Raw genomic sequence first — 13,398 nt, 5'->3', positions numbered from 1 at the left:
TGTTAGGCACGGAAGTGGCGCTGGAGACCCTCCCATACGTCGTCGTATCCGCGCTGGAGGTGCTCCGCCCCCGCCGCCTGGGGGGTGGCGGTGATCGGCCAGCGGGTCTCGAACATGAAGGCCAGGCCGTCGTCGATCTTCTGCGGCTTCAGCTCGGCGGCGCTGGCCTTGTCGAAGGTCTCCCGGTCCGGGCCGTGCGCGGACATCATGTTGTGCAGCGAGCCGCCGCCCGGCACGAACCCCTCGGCCTTGGCGTCGTAGGCGCCCTCGATCAGGCCCATGTACTCGCTCATCACGTTGCGGTGGAAGTACGGCGGGCGGAAGGTGTCCTCGCCGACCAGCCAGCGCGGGGCGAACACCACGAAGTCCACGCCCGCCAGGCCCGGGGTGTCGGAGGGCGAGGTCAGCACGGTGAAGATCGACGGGTCGGGGTGGTCGTAGCTGATGGACCCGATCACGTTGAACTTGCGCAGGTCGTAGACGTACGGGACGTGCGTGCCGTGCCAGGCGACGACGTCGAGCGGCGAGTGGTCGTAGGTCGCGGACCAGAGGTTGCCGCAGAACTTGTTGACCACCTCGGTCGGACGCTCCACGTCCTCGTACGCGGCCACCGGCGCCCGGAAGTCCCGCGCCGCGGCCAGGCCGTTGGCGCCGATCGGGCCGAGGTCCGGCAGCTCGAAGGGCTGCCCGTAGTTCTCGCAGACGTAGCCGCGCGCGTCGCCGTCGAGCAGCTCGACGCGGAAGCGGACGCCGCGCGGGATCAGCGCCACCTCGCCGGGTCCGGCGCTCAGCAGGCCGAGCTCGGTGCGCAGCAGCAGGCCGCCGCGCTCGGGGACGATCAGCAGCTCGCCGTCGGAGTCGCTGAAGACCCGGTCGGTCATGTCGGCGTTGGCGGAGTAGAGGTGGACGGCCATGCCGGTGCGCTGGGTGGCGTCGCCGTTGCCGCCGAGGGTCCACAGGCCGGCCAGGAAGTCGGTGCCGGGGGCCGGGTCGGGCAGCGGGTTCCAGCGCAGCCGGTTGGGGTCCGGGACGGCGTCCGTGAAGGGCGCGGTGCGCAGGGCGCCGTTGTCCACGCGGGTGAAGGCCGGGTGCGCGGCGGAGGGCCGGATCCGGTAGAGCCACGACCGGCGGTTGTGGCGGCGCGGCTCGGTGAACGCGCTGCCGCTGAGCTGCTCGGCGTAGAGCCCGAGGGCCGCGCGCTGGGGGGAGTTGCGGCCGAGCGGGAGCGCGCCGGGCACGGCCTCCGAGCCGTGCTCGTTCCCGAAGCCGGTGAGGTACTCCAGCGCCTCCGCCGTCTTCCTGGCCTGCTCACTCATGGGCTGCTCCCGCTCCGTCGAAGGAATCCTATGGTCGACAGTAGGATTCCGGGCCCCTCCCCGTCAACGCCGTCTCGCGGCCACCGGCCGAAACCCCCGCCCGGGCGGCCCGGGCGGTCGCAACGATCCGGTCACCGCCCCGCGGGAATCCGCGCGAGGGGATCCCAAAAGATGAACATTGCTCTACTCTCTCGCGCATGTCGTGGACCCGCAGGTTCCCTGCCGTGCCGGCGGCGCTCCTCGCCGCCCTCCTCGCCTTCCTGTCCCTCCTCGCCGCCGCGCCCGCCGCCCGCGCGCACGAGGAGCGCCCCGTCGCCCTTCCCGACGGCACCGGCTCCGTCCCCGTCCACCGGGCGGCGGCCGAGCCCGACCTGCTGGTCTGCAAGACCGACAGGCCCGCCTTCGAACGCCGCGTGGCCGGCTTCCCCGAGGAGCTCCGCCGACGCAACCTCGACCTCTACGAGCGCTGCGAGAAGAGCGGCTACCGCCACCTCCAGCAGGCCGTGGACGCCGTCGACCGGCCGGGGATGAACATCGCGATCCTGCCCGGCCTCTACGAGGAGGAGCCCTCCCTGCCCGCACCGGTGGGGGAGTGCGCGAACCTCAAGGCCCCCAACTCCTCACTGGGCTACCAGATCCTGTCGTACGAGCAGCAGGAGAAGTGCCGGCACAACCAGAACCTCGTGGCCATCCTCGGCAAGACGAACCTGCAGATCGAAGGCACGGGCGCCGCCCGCACGGACGTCGTCATCGACGCCAAGTACCAGAAGCTGAACGCCATCCGCGCCGACCGGTCCAACGGGATCTACTTCCGGAACTTCACCGCGCAGCGCACCACCTTCAACTCCCTGTACGTGCTCGCCGGCGACGGCTTCGTCATCGACGACGTCCTGACCCGCTGGAACGACGAGTACGGCTTCCTGACCTTCGCCAGCGACCACGGGCTCTACAAGAACTGCGAGTCCTACGGCAACGGGGACTCCGGGATCTACCCCGGCAGCGCCTCCGACATCAACGACGGCCGCGGCTACGACGTGCCCCGCTACTCCATCGAGATCACCGGCTGCCGCAGCCACCACAACATGGTCGGCTACTCCGGCACCGCCGGCGACTCGGTGTGGGTCCACGACAACGAGTTCGACCAGAACATGGGCGGCGCCTCGATGGACAGCGCCTTCCCCGGACACCCCGGACTCCCGCAGAACCACGCCCGCTTCGAACGCAACCTCATCCACGACAACAACGCCGACTACTACCACTACGTCGCCGACGGCACCTGCGCCAAGCCGCCCGCCGAACGCGGCTACGAGCAGGGGGTGGTCTGCCCGCAGATATCCATGCCGCCCGGCACCGGCATCATCACCGCCGGAGGCAACTGGAACCTCTACGAGGACAACTGGGTGTACGGGCACCGGCGCGCGGGCTTCTTCCTCAGCGCCGTCCCGGCCTTCGTCCGGGGCGAGGAGCGGTGGTCCAAGCAGACCGACACCTCCCACCACAACCGGTACGCGGGCAACGTGCTCGGCAAGGACAAGTCCGGGGCCTCCCGGCCCAACGGCACCGACGTGTGGTGGGACGGCCAGGGCAGGGGGAACTGCTGGCAGGACGGCCCCGACGGCTCCACCCCGGGCACGCTCCCGCAGTGCAGGAAGGAACGCGGACAGGTCAGCGGCTCCTCGGCCCGGCTGGTGGGCGAACCGGTGAAGCTGACCCAGCTGCTGGTCTGCGCCGACTACAACGTCCAGGCCCGCAAGCTCCCGGCGGGCTGCGACTGGTACGGCGCCCGGGGCCTGGAGCGGGTGGAGACGCAGATCGCGGTGGCGGTGGCCGCGGTGCTGCTGCTGGTCGGCGGCACACTGTGGTGGCGGCGCCTGCGCGGCTCCCGGCTGGGCACGGTGGCCTCGCTCTCCGGCCTGGCCGGACTGGCCCTCGACGTGGCCGGCTCCACGACGCCCCTCGTCGACACCCCCGTCCCGGCGCTGGCCCTGCTCCTGCTCGGCCTGTGGTGGACCGGAGCCGGCCTGGCGCTGCGCCCCGGACGGCCCTGGCTGGCGCGCCTCACCCTGATCCTGGGCGCCCTGACCCTGCTGGACGCCTTCGACAAGGCCGTCCTGATGATCCCCTGGATCCCGCTCAGCCCCGCCTGGGTACGGGCCCTGGTCGCGGTGGTGTGGGTGCTGTGGGCGGTCGTCGCCTCGGCCCGCCCGGGCCCGGCCGCCCCCGCCCGGCCCGCCGGCCCGGGCGACGACCCGGCCGGCGACCGCACCCCCGTCCCGGCGGGCCCGGCCCCGGCCCTGAGCACCACCGCCGAGCCCCCGGCCCCCGGCCCCCGCCCCGACGGCGGCACCGCCTGATCCCCAGCCCCGAGCCCGCGGCCCCCGAGCCCGCGGCCCCCGAGCCCGCGGCCCCCGAGCCCGCGGCCCCAGAGCCCCCAGCCCCCGAGCCCCCAGCCCCCGAGCCCGCCCGGCCGCGTCGGCCCGCCCCATGACCGGAGGCCCGCAGTGAACGTGCCCGCAGAGACCCGCACCCGGTGCGACGTGTGCCGGACGCCCGCCCCCCGGACCCGCCCGCACCGGCGCTCCGCCCGCACGGCGGCGCTGATGGCCCTGCTCCTGCTGCTCGCGGGCGGTGCGGCGACGGGCTGCGGCGGCCGGGCCACCACCCACCACAAACCCGGCACCACCCACGAACAGGCCTCCGGCAGCGCCGGCACCCTGCTCGACGCCCAGGACGGCGGCGGCCACCGCCTGCGCGAGGTCCCGGCACAGGGGGCGCCCCAGGTGAAGCTCACCGCCCGCCCCGACTCCGAGGACGGCTGGAACCTCCAACTGGCGGTGACCGGCTTCCGCTTCACCCCCGACAGCGTCGGCGGCGCCGCACTGACCGGCGCCGGCCACGCCCATCTGGAGCTCGACGGCCGCAAGCTGGCCCGCGTGTACGGCCCCTGGTTCCACCTGCCCGCGGCGCAGGTGCCCGAGGGCGCGCACACCCTGACCGTCCGCCTGTACGCCGACGACCACACCGCCTGGGCCGTCGCCGGCAAGCCGGTCGAAGCGGCGGTCGCGCTGACCGCGGGCCCCCCGGGCCAGGGAGCCCACAGCCACTCCGCGCCCACCCCGACCGGATCCCCGGCGACGCCGACGCCCCAGGAGGCCCCGCCGCCCCCGCCGGCCGACCGGACCGTCACCATCGCCGTCCGGGACGGAAAGGTGGTGCCGGCCACCGGCCGCACCGAACTGAAACGGGGCGAGCGCCTGGCCCTGCGGGTCACCAGCGACCGTGCCGACACCCTGCACGTCCACGGCTACGACAAGGAACTCGCCCTGCCCGCGGGCCAGGAGGCCACCCTGGTCCTGACGGCCGACCGCACGGGCCTCTTCGAGGTGGAGACCCACGAGTCCCGGCTCGTCCTGACCCAGCTCCTCGTCCGATGAGCCCGACAGCACCCGTGGTCCTCCACCCGGCCGACCCGTCGACCCCGCTCGCGCACGGCATCGGCTCCCAGCACGATCTGCCGATCTCCCCCTTCTACGCCTTCGCCGGCGCCTTCACGGCGCTCTTCGTCTCCTTCCTCGCACTCGGCCTCCTGTGGTCCGCCTCCCGCTTCCGCGGCGACCGCTCCGGCCTCGCCCTGCCCGCCGGGCTGCAGCGGGCGGCCGACGCGCCGGCCACCCGCAACGCCCTGCGCGGACTGGGTCTGGCCGCAGCCCTCGCCGTGCTCCTCCACCTCCTCCTCGGCCCCGACGACCCCGACCGCAACCCCGCTCCCGGCGCCGTCTACGTCCTGCTGTGGGTCGGGATCGTGCCCGCCTCCCTTCTCCTCGGCCCCGTCTGGCGCCTCCTCAGCCCGCTGCGCACCCTGCACCGCCTGCTCGCCCGGGCCCGGCGCCGCCCGCCCGCTGCCGGCCGCCCCCTGCCGCCCCGGATCGGCCACTGGCCGGCCGCAGCCGGGCTGTTCGGCTTCACCTGGCTCGAACTCGTCGCTCCCGATCCCGCATCGACCACCACCCTCCTGTGTGCCCTCACCGCCTACACCGCCGCCCACCTGCTGCTCGCCGCCCGCTTCGGCGAGAGCTGGTTCGCCGAAGCCGAGGCCTTCGAGGTCTACTCCGGCCTCCTGGCCAGGCTCTCCCCCCTCGGCCGCCGCAGCGACGGCCGCCTGGTCCTGCGCAACCCCTTCCACGGACTCGACGCGACACCCGAGCGGCCCGGACTCGTCGCCGCCGTCTGCGTCCTGCTCGGCTCCACCGCCTACGACGGCTACTCCGACAACCCCGCCTGGATCAACACCCTTCAGACCTCCCCTCTCGGCCGCACCCCCACGGCCACGCTCGGACTGCTCGCCTCCGTCGCCCTCGTCGCCACCCTGTACTGCCTGTGCGCCGCGGCCACCCGCCTCGTCAGCGGCCCGCACCCCCGGCCGCTGACCGCCTTCGCGCACTCACTCGTGCCGATCGCCCTCGGCTATCTCACCGCCCATTACTTCTCCCTCCTCGTCACCGAAGGACCACGCACCGTAATCGTGGCACTGGGCACTGACAACGCCCCCGATCCCAGTCCCCCCTTGGGTCCGGGCGGTCTCGCCGCCCTCCAGGTGATCGCCGTCGTGGCGGGCCACGTACTCGGTGTGATCGCAGCCCACGACCGCGCCGTACGCCTCTTCCCCCCGGCGAAGGCGGTGGCCGGCCAGCTGCCGCTGCTCGCGCTGATGATCACGTACACGATCGGCGGGCTGACCCTCCTCCTCAACTGAGGACCGAGGACCCGCACCGCTGGACCCACGAGCCAGGAGCGGCATGATGGACCCCGTGCCTCCCGCCCACCCCCTGCGCAGGACCCCGGTCCAGCAGCGCAGCGCCGACCGCCTCGCCCGGATCCTCGACGCCTGCGCCGAACTCCTCGACGAGACCGGCTACGAGAACCTCAGCACCCGCGCCGTCGCCCTGCGCGCCGGTGTGCCCATCGGCTCGGTCTACCGCTTCTTCGGGAACAAGCGGGCCATGACGGTCGCCCTGGCCCAGCGCAACCTGGAGCAGTACGCCGAGGGCATCGAGCGGCGGCTCGCCCTGTTGCCCGCCACGCACTGGCGGCCCGTCGTGGACGCCGTGCTGGACGAGTACCTGGCCATGAAGCGCAGCGTCCCCGGCTTCGCCCTCGTGGACTTCGGAGTGCCCGCCCCGCCCGCCGAAGGGCCCGCCTCCGACCCCAACCACCTGGTCGCCGCACGCCTGACCGGGCTGCTGTGCGCCCACCTCGGGCTCACCCCGGGCCCCGGACTGTCCCGGGCGGTCCTGGTGGCCGTCGAGGCGACCGACGCACTGGTCCAGCTGGCCTTCCGGGCCGACCCGGCGGGCGACCCCGGCATCGTCGCCGAGACCCGGGCGATGATGCACGCCTACCTGGCCCGCGTCCTGGACTGACTCCCCGCCGGGCCCGGAACCCGGCGGCAGGGCGAACCGGCCGCCGCTGCCCCCTCCCCACCGTGCCTACCGGTCGGTATGCTCGGGCCGCCGCCGTGCCCGCGCCGCAGCCTGCCGCCCCCAGGAGGGCCCATGCCCCGCACCGCCCCGCGAATCTGCCCCCTCTGCGAAGCCACCTGCGGCCTCACCCTCACCATCGAGGGCACGACCGTCACCGGAGCCCGGGGCGACCGCGACGACGTCTTCAGCCGCGGCTTCATCTGCCCCAAGGGAGCCGCCTTCGGCGCCCTCGACGCCGACCCCGACCGGCTGCGCACCCCCCTCGTCCGCCGCGACGGACGACTCCGCGAAGCCACCTGGGAAGAGGCCTACGACGCCGTCGCCGCCGCCGTCCCCGCCCTCGTCGGGGAACACGGCGCCCAGTCCGTCGGCATCGTGCTCGGCAACCCCAACGTCCACACCATGGCCGGCGCCCTCTACCCGCCGCTCCTCGTCAACACCCTCGGCACCCGCAACCTCTTCACCGCCAGCACCCTCGACCAGATGCCCAAACACGTCTCCAGCGGCCTCCTGTTCGGCGACCCCTTCGCCATCCCCGTGCCCGACCTCGACCGCACCGACTTCCTCCTCCTCATCGGCGCCAACCCGGTCGAGTCCAACGGCTCCCTGTGCACCGCCCCCGACTTCCCCGGCAAACTCAAGGCGCTCCGGGCCCGGGGCGGCACGCTCGTCGTCGTCGACCCGCGCCGCACGCGCACCGCCAAGCTCGCCGACACGCACCTCGCGCCGCGCCCCGGCAGCGACGCCCTGCTGCTGGCCGCGCTCGCCCACACCCTGCTCGCCGAGAAACTCGCCGACCCCGGAGCGCTCACCGGACACACCGAAGGACTCCGGGAACTCACCGACGCCCTCGGGAGTTTCACTCCCGAGGCGGTCGCCCCCGCCTGCGACCTGCCGGCCGACCGGATCCGCGCCCTCGCCCGGGAGCTGGCGGCCGCGCCGACCGCCGCCGTCTACGGACGGATCGGCAGCTGCACCGTCGAGCACGGGACGCTCGCCAGCTGGCTGGTGGACGTCCTGAACGTCCTCACCGGCAACCTCGACCGCCCGGGCGGAGCCCTCTTCCCGCTCCCGGCGGCCGGTCCGCGGCCCCGGCCCGCCGGGCCCGGCAGGGGGTTCGCCCTCGGCCGCTGGCGCAGCCGGGTCAGCGGGCACCCCGAGGTCAAGAGCGAACTGCCCACCGCCGCCCTGGCCGAGGAGATCGAGACCCCGGGAGAGGGGCGCATCCGCGCCCTGATCGTCATCGCGGCCAACCCCGTGCTGTCCGCCCCCGACGGCCGGCGGCTCGACGCGGCACTCGCCGGGCTCGACTTCATGGTCAGCGTCGACCCGTACCTCAACGAGACCTCGCGCCACGCCCACGTCGTCCTGCCCCCGCCGCCGCCCTCGCAGAGCGCGCACCACGACTTCGCCTTCAACGGGTTCGCCGTCCGCAACCAGGTCCGCTACACCCGGCCCGCCGTCCCCCTGGAAGCGGACCGGCTCGACGAGTGCGAGATCCACGCGCGACTCGTCCTGGCCGTCTCGGGCATGCACGGCTCCGCCCAGCCGTCCGCCGTCGACGACATGGCGATCCAGGGCGTCCTCGCCAAGGAGACCGCCGACCGCCGCTCCCCGCTGTACGGATCGGACCCGGCCGGCCTGGCCGGGCTGCTCACCGGCGAGTCCGGTCCGGAGCGCAGGCTCGACCTGATGCTCCGGCTGGGCCCGTACGGAGACCTGTTCGGCGCCGCCGGCCGCCCGGCCGGAACCGGAGCCGGGGGCGCAGACGCCGACGACGGTACGCGGACCCGTGCGGCCGCACCCGCGGAGACGGCCGGGCTCAGCCTGGAGCGGCTCCTCGCCCACCCGCACGGCATCGACCTGGGCCCGCTGCGGCCCCGGCTCCCGGGCCTGCTCCGGACCCGCAGCGGCAGGATCGAGCTGCTCCCGGAGCCGATCGCGGCCGAGCTCCCCGGGCTGCGCGCGGCGCTCGCCGCCCGCCCCGCCGCCCTGGTGCTCGTGGGCCGCCGCCATCTGCGGTCCAACAACAGCTGGTTGCACAACGTCCCGGCCCTCACCGGAGGTTCCAACCGGTGCACCCTCCAGGTCCATCCCGTCGACGCGGACCGGCTCGGCCTCGCCGACGGCGGCCGGGCCCTGATCACCGCCGACGGGGGCAGCCTGGAGGCGCCGGTAGAGGTCACCGACGCCGTCCGCACGGGTGTGGTCAGCCTTCCGCACGGCTGGGGCCACGACCGGGACGGCACCCGGCTCGCGGTGGCCGGATCGGACCCGGGGGTGAACGTGAACCAGCTGCTCGACGGCACCCGCCTCGACCCGCTGTCGGGCACGGCGGTGCTCAACGGCTTCCCCGTCACCCTGACACCCCTGCCCTGAGCTGGGGTTTTGCTCGTATTGCTCACGCGTGGACGTCTTGTTGGCCCAAGGAGGCGGGACCTACCTTCCCTGCATGCTGACCTTCCTCGGCTTCGCCATGATCGCGACCTTCCTGGTCCTGATCATGCTGAAGAAAATGTCGCCCATCGCGGCGCTCGTCCTCATCCCCGCGCTCTTCTGCGTGTTCGCCGGAAAGGGCGCGCACCTGGGGGACTACGTCATCGACGGTGTCGGCAAGCTCGCCCCGACCGCCGCCATGCTGATGTTCGCCATCGTCTACTTCGGCGTGATGATCGACGTCGGCCTCTTCGACCCGATCGTCCGGGGCATCCTGCGCTTCTGCAAGGCGGACCCCGTGCGGGTGGTGGTCGGTACGGCCGTCCTCGCCGCGATCGTCTCGCTCGACGGCGACGGATCGACCACCTTCATGATCACCGTTTCGGCCATGTACCCGCTGTACAAGCGGCTCGGGCTGAGCCTGGTGGTCATGACCGGTGTCGCCGCGACCGCCAACGGCGTGATGAACACCCTGCCCTGGGGCGGCCCCACCGCCCGCGCGGCCACGGCCCTCAAGCTCGACGCGGCGGACATCTTCGTCCCGATGATCCCCGCCCTCGCCGTCGGCCTGCTGTTCGTCTTCGTCCTGGCCTACTTCCTCGGCGTCAGGGAGCGCCGCCGGGTCGGCTCCCTCGTGATGCCGGGCGCGGAGATCGCGGAGGAGTCCCTGGTGGCGGCCGGTACCGGCGCCGGGGACGCCGTCGCGGACACCCGTACCGCCGGCTCCGCTCCCGCCCCGGGCGCGGGAGCCCCCGCCGACGGAGCCCCCGCCGCCTCCGCAGCCGACTCCTCCGGCTCCGCAGCCGACTCCTCCGGATCCGCTGCCGTACCGGCCGACGGCGACGGCTTCCAGGGGCTGGATCCCCGGCGGCCGACACTGCGTCCGCGCCTCTACTGGTTCAACGCGGGCCTCACCGTCGCCCTGCTCACCGCGATGATCATGGAGTTGCTGCCCATCCCGGTGCTGTTCCTGCTCGGCGCGGCCCTCGCCCTCACCGTGAACTTCCCCCACATGCCCGACCAGAAGGCCCGGATCGCCGCCCACGCGGACAACGTCCTCAACGTCGCCGGCATGGTCTTCGCCGCCGCCGTCTTCACCGGCGTCCTCACCGGCACCGGCATGGTCAAGCACATGGCCGACTGGCTCGTCGGGGCCATCCCCGAGGGGATGGGCCCGCACATGGCCCTGGTCACCGGCCTGCTGAGCCTGCCCCTCACCTACTTCATGTCGAACGACGGCTTCTACTTCGGCGTCCTGCCGGTACTGGCCGAGGCGGGCGCCGCGCACGGGGTCTCCCCGCTGGAGATCGCCCGCGCCTCCCTGGTCGGGCAGGCCCTGCACATGTCCAGTCCGCTGGTTCCGGCCGTCTACGTCCTCGTCGGCATGGCCAAGGTCGAGTTCGGCGACCACACCCGCTTCACCGTGAAATGGGCGGCCCTCACCTCCCTCGTGGTCCTGGCGGCAGGGATGGTTTTCGGCATCATCTGACCGGCAGGGCCTCTGGCGGGCCGAAAACTACCGGCGCTAATTTGTAGGCTGTGTCGGCGAGGTCAGGTCCACGCGCTCGTAGGTGCTCGGGAGGAATGCCATGAAGGCCCACGACGGGATGTACATCGGCGGGGAATGGCGGCCCGCCGCCGGAACAGGCCGGATCGAGGTGGTCAACCCGGCCGACGAGCAGGTCATCGGCAGCGTTCCGGCCGGGACCGCCGAGGACGTGGACGCGGCGGTACGCGCGGCCCGCGCGGCCTTCCCCGGCTGGGCGGCCACGGCTCCGGCGGAGCGGGCCGCGCTGATCGGCGCCCTGCGCGACGCGCTCGTGGCCCGCAAGGGCGAGTTCACCGAGACCATCACCGCGGAGCTCGGCTCCCCGCTCGGCTTCGCGGAGCTCGTGCACGTGGGCGCCCCCGTCGCGGTGGCCTCCTCGTACGCCGAACTCGCCGCCTCCTACGCCTTCGAGGAGCGGGTCGGGAACTCCACCGTCTTCATGGAGCCGGTCGGCGTGGTCGGGGCCATCACGCCCTGGAACTATCCCCTGCACCAGGTCGTTGCAAAGGTGGCACCCGCTCTCGCCGCCGGCTGCACCGTCGTCCTCAAGCCGGCCGAGGACACCCCGCTGACCGCACAGCTCTTCGCCGAAGCCGTGCACGAGGCGGGCGTCCCGGCCGGAGTCTTCAACCTGGTGACCGGCACCGGCCCGGTCGCCGGCCAGGCGCTGGCCGAGCACGAGGGAGTCGACCTCGTCTCCTTCACCGGCTCGACCGCCGTCGGCAAGAAGATCGGTGCCATCGCCGGCGCCGCCGTCAAGCGCGTCGCCCTCGAACTGGGCGGCAAGTCGGCGAACGTCATCCTGCCCGGGGCCGATCTGGCCAAGGCCGTCGCGGCGGGCGTCGGACACGTCATGAACAACACCGGCCAGAGCTGCAACGCGCTCACCCGCATGCTCGTCCACCGGGACCAGCACGAGGAGGCCGTCGCCCTCGCGGCCGCCGCCGTCGCCACGTACCCCTCGGGCGACCCCCGCGACCGGGCCACCCGCCTCGGGCCGGTCGTCAACGCCACCCAGCGCGACCGGGTGCGCTCGTACATCCACAAGGGCGTGGCGGAAGGCGCGCGCCTCGTCGCGGGCGGCGTCGACGCGCCCCACGAGCGCGGGTACTTCATCGCGCCGACGGTCTTCGCGGACGTCACCCCCGACATGACCATCGCCCAGGAGGAGATCTTCGGCCCCGTGCTGGCGATCCTCCCCTACGAGGACCACGACGACGCCCTGCGCATCGCCAACGGCACCGTCTACGGCCTGGGCGGGGCGGTGTGGGCGGCGGACGAGGAGACTGCCGTGGCGTTCGCCCGCCGGATGGACACCGGCCAGGTGGACATCAACGGCGGCCGCTTCAACGTGCTCGCGCCCTTCGGCGGCTACAAGCAGTCGGGCGTCGGCCGCGAGCTGGGCGCGCACGGTCTGGGGGAGTACCTCCAGACCAAGTCCCTGCAGTTCTAGACCCTCCCCGCCGAAGCCCCCGCAGCCGCCGAATACCCCGCCGAAGCCCCCGCAGCCCCGAAGACACGGAGACGACGACCATGGTCCGCGCCGCCATCCTGCCCGCCGTCGGAGCCCCGCTGGAGATACGGGACATCGTGCTGCCCGACCCCGGACCCGGGCAGGTCCGGGTGCGGCTCGCCGCGGCCGGGGTCTGCCACTCCGACCTGTCCCTCACCGACGGCACCATGCGGGTGCCCGTCCCCGCCGTCCTCGGCCACGAGGGCGCGGGGACGGTCCTCGCGGTCGGCGAGGGCGTCACCCACGTCTCCCCGGGCGACGGGGTGGTGCTCAACTGGGCGCCGTCCTGCGGGGAGTGCCACCACTGCCGGATCGGCGAGGTCTGGCTCTGCGCCAAGGCGCTGACCGGGGTCGGCGCGGTCTACGCCCATGACGCCGAGGGCAACGAGCTGCACCCCGGGCTCAACGTCGCCGCCTTCGCCGAGGAGACCGTCGTCGCGGCGAACTGCGTGCTGCCCGCGCCCGCCGGGATCCCGCTCGCCGAGGCCGCCCTCCTCGGCTGCGCCGTCCTGACCGGCTACGGAGCCGTGCACCACAGCGCCCAGGTCCGCCCGGGCGAGTCGGTGGCGGTGTTCGGCGTCGGCGGGGTGGGCCTCGCGGCCCTCCAGGCCGCCCGGATCGCCGGGGCCGGGCCGGTCGTGGCCGTCGACGTCTCCCCGGCCAAGGAGGAACTGGCCCGCGCCGCCGGGGCCACCGAGTTCGTCCTCGCCTCCGACACCACCGCCAAGCAGATCCGCGGCCTCACCGGCGGGCAGGGCGCCGATGTGGCCGTGGAGTGCGTCGGCCGGGCCGCGGCCATCCGCACGGCCTGGGAGTCCACCCGCCGCGGCGGCCGCACCACGGTCGTCGGCATCGGCGGCAAGGACCAGCAGGTGGCGTTCCACGCGCTGGAGATCTTCCACTTCGCCCGCACCCTCAGCGGCTGCGTGTACGGCAACAGCGACCCGGCCCGGGACCTCCCGGTGATCGCCGAACACGTCCGGGCCGGCCGCCTCGACCTGGGCTCCATGGTCACCGACCGCATCACCCTGGACGGCATCCCGGCGGCCTTCGACGCGATGGTCGCGGGCAAGGGCGGCCGCTCGCTGGTGGTCTTCTAGCCCC

At 73.8% G+C, this 13,398-nt stretch carries 9 protein-coding genes; 8 read left to right on the top strand and 1 reads right to left on the bottom strand.

Translation table 11 applies throughout. The features are described 5' to 3' along the window. Positions 1-2 precede the first annotated feature (2 nt). Positions 3-1,316, bottom strand: a complete 1,314-nt coding sequence (gene hmgA, locus ACZ518_RS34445) for a homogentisate 1,2-dioxygenase (RefSeq protein WP_469116963.1) — start codon at positions 1,314-1,316, stop codon at positions 3-5. Between the two features lie 197 nt (positions 1,317-1,513). On the opposite strand from hmgA, the gene ACZ518_RS34440 reads away from it, so the two are divergent. The 8 genes from ACZ518_RS34440 to ACZ518_RS34405 all read left to right on the top strand — a co-directional run bounded on the left by ACZ518_RS34440 (position 1,514) and on the right by ACZ518_RS34405 (position 13,394). After that, on the top strand, positions 1,514-3,670 hold the full coding sequence (locus ACZ518_RS34440; protein WP_469116962.1) for a right-handed parallel beta-helix repeat-containing protein: 2,157 nt from the start codon (positions 1,514-1,516) through the stop codon (positions 3,668-3,670). 246 nt (positions 3,671-3,916) lie between these two features. Further along, positions 3,917-4,750: a cupredoxin domain-containing protein gene (locus ACZ518_RS34435; protein ID WP_469117029.1), complete on the top strand. Its 834-nt coding sequence runs from the start codon at positions 3,917-3,919 to the stop codon at positions 4,748-4,750. Further along, positions 4,747-6,069, top strand: a complete 1,323-nt coding sequence (locus ACZ518_RS34430) for a hypothetical protein (RefSeq protein ID WP_469116961.1) — start codon at positions 4,747-4,749, stop codon at positions 6,067-6,069. The genes ACZ518_RS34435 and ACZ518_RS34430 overlap by 4 nt, the downstream gene beginning before the upstream one ends. Positions 6,070-6,115: 46 nt before the next feature. Further along, on the top strand, positions 6,116-6,736 hold the full coding sequence (locus tag ACZ518_RS34425; RefSeq protein ID WP_469116960.1) for a TetR/AcrR family transcriptional regulator: 621 nt from the start codon (positions 6,116-6,118) through the stop codon (positions 6,734-6,736). Between the two features lie 132 nt (positions 6,737-6,868). Continuing rightward, entirely contained in the window at positions 6,869-9,175 is a 2,307-nt protein-coding gene (locus ACZ518_RS34420) for a molybdopterin-dependent oxidoreductase (RefSeq protein WP_469116959.1), read from the top strand. Positions 9,176-9,248: 73 nt separating this feature from the next. Then, complete coding sequence (locus tag ACZ518_RS34415) at positions 9,249-10,721, top strand: CitMHS family transporter (protein ID WP_469116958.1); 1,473 nt, start codon at positions 9,249-9,251, stop codon at positions 10,719-10,721. Between the two features lie 100 nt (positions 10,722-10,821). Continuing rightward, positions 10,822-12,234, top strand: a complete 1,413-nt coding sequence (locus ACZ518_RS34410) for an aldehyde dehydrogenase family protein (RefSeq protein WP_469116957.1) — start codon at positions 10,822-10,824, stop codon at positions 12,232-12,234. Positions 12,235-12,314: 80 nt separating this feature from the next. Beyond that, entirely contained in the window at positions 12,315-13,394 is a 1,080-nt protein-coding gene (locus ACZ518_RS34405; protein WP_469116956.1) for a Zn-dependent alcohol dehydrogenase, read from the top strand. Positions 13,395-13,398 lie beyond the last annotated feature (4 nt).

It is taken from the genome of Streptomyces sp. NPDC033966 (assembly GCF_055575955.1).
Note: the sequence above shows the minus strand (reverse complement) of the source record. Positions and strands in the feature narration are given on the sequence as shown.

Excerpts from the sequence above, each read along its gene's own strand:
- ACZ518_RS34440 (WP_469116962.1), top strand. The coding sequence starts at position 1,514 with ATGTCGTGGACCCGCAGGTTCCCTGCCGTGCCGGCGGCGCTCCTCGCC.
- ACZ518_RS34410 (WP_469116957.1), top strand. The coding sequence starts at position 10,822 with ATGAAGGCCCACGACGGGATGTACATCGGCGGGGAATGGCGGCCCGCC.
- ACZ518_RS34405 (WP_469116956.1), top strand. The coding sequence starts at position 12,315 with ATGGTCCGCGCCGCCATCCTGCCCGCCGTCGGAGCCCCGCTGGAGATA.
- ACZ518_RS34430 (WP_469116961.1), top strand. The coding sequence starts at position 4,747 with ATGAGCCCGACAGCACCCGTGGTCCTCCACCCGGCCGACCCGTCGACC.
- ACZ518_RS34415 (WP_469116958.1), top strand. The coding sequence starts at position 9,249 with ATGCTGACCTTCCTCGGCTTCGCCATGATCGCGACCTTCCTGGTCCTG.
- ACZ518_RS34420 (WP_469116959.1), top strand. The coding sequence starts at position 6,869 with ATGCCCCGCACCGCCCCGCGAATCTGCCCCCTCTGCGAAGCCACCTGC.
- ACZ518_RS34425 (WP_469116960.1), top strand. The coding sequence starts at position 6,116 with ATGGACCCCGTGCCTCCCGCCCACCCCCTGCGCAGGACCCCGGTCCAG.
- hmgA (WP_469116963.1), bottom strand. The coding sequence starts at position 1,316 with ATGAGTGAGCAGGCCAGGAAGACGGCGGAGGCGCTGGAGTACCTCACC.
- ACZ518_RS34435 (WP_469117029.1), top strand. The coding sequence starts at position 3,917 with ATGGCCCTGCTCCTGCTGCTCGCGGGCGGTGCGGCGACGGGCTGCGGC.